5 protein-coding genes are annotated in these 4776 nt (G+C 43.4%); 1 reads left to right on the forward strand and 4 read right to left on the reverse strand.

Annotated elements, in window-relative coordinates; all coding sequences use genetic code 11:
• From WAM07_RS03730 to WAM07_RS03745, 4 genes are all read right to left on the reverse strand, one after another.
• Nucleotides 1-878: LacI family DNA-binding transcriptional regulator (locus tag WAM07_RS03730; protein ID WP_422164884.1), on the reverse strand; the 878-nt coding region annotated here is incomplete at its 3' end.
• A 62-nt stretch (nt 879-940) separates the two neighbouring features.
• Nucleotides 941-1771, reverse strand: a complete 831-nt coding sequence (locus WAM07_RS03735; protein ID WP_422164886.1) for a carbohydrate ABC transporter permease — start codon at nt 1769-1771, stop codon at nt 941-943.
• Between the two features lie 21 nt (nt 1772-1792).
• The gene (locus tag WAM07_RS03740) at nt 1793-2677 is read right to left on the reverse strand and encodes a carbohydrate ABC transporter permease (protein ID WP_422164888.1); all 885 of its coding nucleotides are present in this window, start codon (nt 2675-2677) and stop codon (nt 1793-1795) included.
• Between the two features lie 76 nt (nt 2678-2753).
• Nucleotides 2754-3989 (reverse strand): sugar ABC transporter substrate-binding protein, encoded by a 1236-nt coding sequence (locus WAM07_RS03745; protein ID WP_422164890.1) that lies wholly within the window; start codon nt 3987-3989, stop codon nt 2754-2756.
• Nucleotides 3990-4210: 221 nt separating this feature from the next.
• Between WAM07_RS03745 and WAM07_RS03750 the strand changes: the two genes are divergently transcribed.
• A partial coding sequence (locus WAM07_RS03750; protein WP_422164892.1) for a glycoside hydrolase family 3 N-terminal domain-containing protein occupies nt 4211-4776 on the forward strand: 566 nt, incomplete at its 3' end.

The following is a 4776-nucleotide window of genomic DNA, read 5'->3' on the forward strand; positions in this document are numbered from 1 at the left end:
GCTTCGTACTTCGGCTGACGCACCGTCGTAAGAGGAGGGTGGACATACGCGGATAATTGAATATCATCAAAGCCTACTATGGATACGTCATCAGGAACAGAGATCCTCTTTTCATCAAATGCCTGAAGACCGCCAAGGGCCATTTCATCGTTCGCATAAAAAATAGCATCTGGTAAGTTTTGTTGAGCGATCAACATCTTCGTTGCCCGATAACCCCCTTCTCGAGTAAACTCCCCTCCCATTTTAAAACGTGACTGAAAAGGCAAGTCATGGTCTTTCAATGCATCGATATATCCCTTAAAACGTTCTTCGTTATCATGAGAATCGTTCGGTCCACTTACAAATCCAATGGACCGGTGGCCTTTCTGAATCAGGTGCTCAGTCGCCTGATACCCCCCCTGGCGGTTATTAACCTCCACATGAATGGCATATGGATTCTCTACATCGCGGTCCAGCACAACTATAGGAAAGTCCTCACGAGCAGATGCTTCAATCATTTCTGTAGAAATATTGGTAGCTAAAATGATCGCTCCATCTACACGCTTCTCCCTTAAAAACTTGGCCGCTGTCGACCGGTCTCCTCCGACAGAACTGCAAGCAATCAAATCATATTGATTACTTGCAGTCACTTCCTGAACCCCCTTAATTAATTCAGAAAAGTAGGGGCCGGACATATCACTTAAGATTAAGGCAATCGTATTTGTTTTCGTTCGTTTCAGGTCCGATGCAAATCCGTTCTTCTGATAGTTTAACTCTCTTGCGGCTTTCAGAACTTTATCAATCGTTGCTGAACTGACTTTCCCACTGCCATTTAAGGCGTAAGAAGCCGTTGAAACAGCTACTCCTGCTCGTTTAGCCACATCTTTTATCGTAGCCATTGAAATCCTCCATCTATATGGGTTCGTTACTTCTATTGTATCAGTTTTTAAACCCTTACGTTTTACTTGAGACCGGACATGGTAAACCCTTCCACAATATACTTTTGGAAGAAAGCAAAAATAATGATGATCGGAACGACCATAAATGCGGCCCCGGCCATTTGTAAAGCAAAGTTACTGGCGTATTGCCCCTGCAATAAGGACAAGCCTACGGACAATGTGTAAAGACCTTCATCGTTTGCAATGATTAACGGCCATAGGAAACTGTTCCACCCCGCAATAAACGTCAGAATTCCCTGCACCGCAAAGATCGGTTTTGCGATGGGGACGACCAAACGGAAGAAAATATAAAATTCTCCTGCCCCGTCCAGCCTCGCTGCTTCAAGTAAGTCATCCGGAATGGTCGTCATGAATTGACGGAATAAGAAAATACTGAAAGCTACCGCTAAACCTGGAAGCACGATTCCCGTCATCGTATTGGTCAAACCCATCGCATTAAGTAAAAGGTAAACAGGTATCATCGTCACCTGACCGGGAATCATCATGGTAGCAAGGACAATATAAAAGATCTTCTCTCGTCCCTTAAACCTGTATTTCGCAAACCCATAACCAGCCATCGCATTAAACAGAAGCCCCAAGAAAGAGAAAAGTACAATCACTAACGTATTTCTTAAGTAGACGGCAAAATTCAAATTCGTAAACAATTCAATGTAATTCTGTATGGTGGGATTATCCGGAATAATGGCAGGAGGCATGGACAGTACCTCACTCTCCGGCTTAAACGAACTTGAGATCATCCAGATAAACGGAATCGAAACGAGGATACCACCTGCGACCATGATCAATATGACAATCGATGTTTCTAACTTACTTTTCTTTGTAGCTGCAGCCATACGTTTTCACACTCCCCTCTCTTAATATTCCGTATCTGATTTTCTGAACTTGAATTGGACCAGCGTCACGAGAATGATCATGGCAAACAGAATAAAGGACCCCGCAGCGGCGTAGCCGAATTCACTGAATTGGAAGCCTTCTTTATAAATAAATAGAGCGATAGAAATCGTTCCATCTAAAGGTCCACCGTCCGTCATGACAAATGGTTCTTCGAAGAACTGCATCCAGCCGATTAAGGTAGTCACCGTTACAAAAAAGGTCGCGTAACGTAGTAAAGGCAATGTTACATTGAACAGGACCTGAAAACGATTGGCTCCATCCATTTCTGCTGCCTCATAATACGATTTCGGTATTCCCTGAAGAGCCGCCAGGAAGATAATCATATTAATACCGATCCCTTTCCAAACCGCTAGAAGAATCAACGATATCTTGGCTATCGTCGGTTCTTCTAACCAGGGAATGCTTTCCAAAGAAAGAACCGAAAGCAGATAGTTGAACAAACCATATTCGGTGTTATACAGATATCCCCAGATTACGGCAACCGCAATAATGTTGGTAATCGAAGGCATATAAAACACAGCTCTGAATGTATTAAACAGCCAGCTCGTTCCGTAGTTGAGCAGCAAAGCAATCGATAACGAACAGATGATGACCAGAGGAACACCGATCACAACGTAAAAAAGAGTATTATAAATCGATTGAAGAAACGTACTGTCGGAGAATAAATCTTTATAGTTTTCAAAGCCGATAAATGTGATATTGGACCAGTCCGCAAGTCCCTTCAAGTTCATATCCGTAAAACTGATGACAAAAGCAATCAGGATTGGGATCAGGCTGAACAGGGATAGCAGAATGACAGCTGGTGCAATAAACATATAAGGATGCCTGTTTTTGAACTGTTTCATGGAAACCCACCTATCTGAGCATAACGATTAGAAAGGATGATGAAATGATCGAGCATCCCATCACCCCTTCTGGCCCCTATTCTTCTTCAATCAATTCCTGAGCTTCTTGTCTAAATGCCTCAAGTTCCTTTTCTAAATCGGCTCCACCTTCCGTAATTCGCTCAATGGAAGAGAGAAGTTCCTGAGCAATACGTTCAAATTGTTCCGTTTGCAGACCAGGTTTTGTATTTTCCAACTGTTTACCAAAGGTTGCATAGTTCGGATCATCTGTCATTTTCGGTTTCTCCCATGCTTCTGTACGGGAAGGCAGCGTATTCGATTCCTCAAGCCAGTCCATCTGTGTATCTACATCAGTCATAAAGGAAATGTATTTAAGCGCTCCTTCTACGTTGTCTGCACTTTCAAAGACAGAAAGATGAGATCCGCCCATGCTTGACGTATTGGTTTCCTTGGTAGGCATAACCGCTGTGGCCCATTTCCCTTCTAGATCCGGCGCCTGATCATTAATAATATTGATCATCCACGGTCCGCTGAAGAACATCGGTTTTGAACCGGACTTAAAGGCTTCTACAATGTCGACCCCTTCCTGCGTAGGACTTAATCCTTCTTCAAAGTAGCTTGTGTAATACTCCAATGCTTCCTTAAATTCAGGTGAATCAAAGTTAAGCTCATTTTGCTCAAGATTCGCTTCGTACCCATTCTGCCAGGCAAAAATAAATGGAGTGATCTGGTCATTACGATCAATATCAAGACCATAGGAATCTTCTCCTCTTGCGCCAAGTTTTGTAGCGGCGTCTTTCATTTCATCCCAGGTCTTTGGTGCTTCTTCATAGCCTGCTTCTTTCAGGAGATCCGTACGATAATAGATGACACGAGTGTCCACGTACCAGGGAATCCCGACCACCTGATCGCCATGTTCCATAGTCGTAACCGAGCCCTCAAAGAAGTTTTCTTTTGCAAAGTTAGGATAGTCTCCCATGTATTCAGACAAGTCCTTGAGAGCCCCCGCTTCAGCAAATTCCGGCACCCAGGTCGTTCCTAATTGGACAACGTCCGGTCCATTACCAGATGCAACAGCCGTTAACAATTTGTCATGTGCCGTATCCCATGGTATAGCCTGTACATCGACAGTCAAATCGGGATTGTTTTCTTCGAATGTTTTACTGAATTCCTGAAGTTTTTTACCTTCTTCCCCCATCGCCCACACCGTAACGGTATTTTCATCTCCCTGCGACGACGAACTGTTCGAGCATCCTGCCAGCACCATTGAAAGAATAAGTACAGTTAGTAAAGTTCCTAATTTCCATTTCACGAAACAAGCACCCCTTTGGTAATTTTTTAATTGAAACGTTTCGATAACTGCATTATAATTTAATTTGTATCCGCTTTCAATAACTTTTCCATAATTTTTTGAAAATTTTATTTATCCTTAATAAATAAGGTTTTTAAAGCTTGACGAATACAAACCACCTGCTTATACTGCAATTATGATTAAATCGAAACGTTTCACCAAACCTTAGAGGAGGATTAGACATGACCGATGTGAATCAACTGCTTCAACAAATGACAATAGAAGAAAAAGTCGGCCAGCTTGTACAGCTCGCTACCCCTTTTTTTAAAGGGGCGACGGACCGAGGCGAAATTACGGGCCCAATGGTCCAAATGAATATCGGCGAAGAGGATATTCCTCATACCGGATCCGTGCTGGGAGCTTCAGGTGCTAAAGAAACGATGAATATTCAAAAAGTACATATGGAAGAAAATCGTCTTGGCATTCCCCTATTATTTATGTCCGACATTGTTCACGGATTTAAAACCATCTTCCCTGTTCCTTTAGCTATTGGCTGCTCTTGGGACTTAGATCTTGCCGAAAAAAGTGCATCTATTGCAGCCAAAGAAGCATCCGCTGCAGGCGTTCACGTTACGTTTGCTCCTATGGTTGACCTGACTCGCGAGCCTCGCTGGGGGCGGGTAATGGAAGCGACAGGAGAAGATCCTCATTTAAACAGCGTATTCGCCCGCTCCTTTGTCAGAGGTTTTCAAGGGGATTTAGAGAATGATCAGTCCAAGGTGGCCGCATGTGTCAAACACTTCGCCGC

The organism is Halobacillus sp. (assembly GCF_049282395.1).
GTDB lineage: Bacteria > Bacillota > Bacilli > Bacillales > Halobacillaceae > Halobacillus.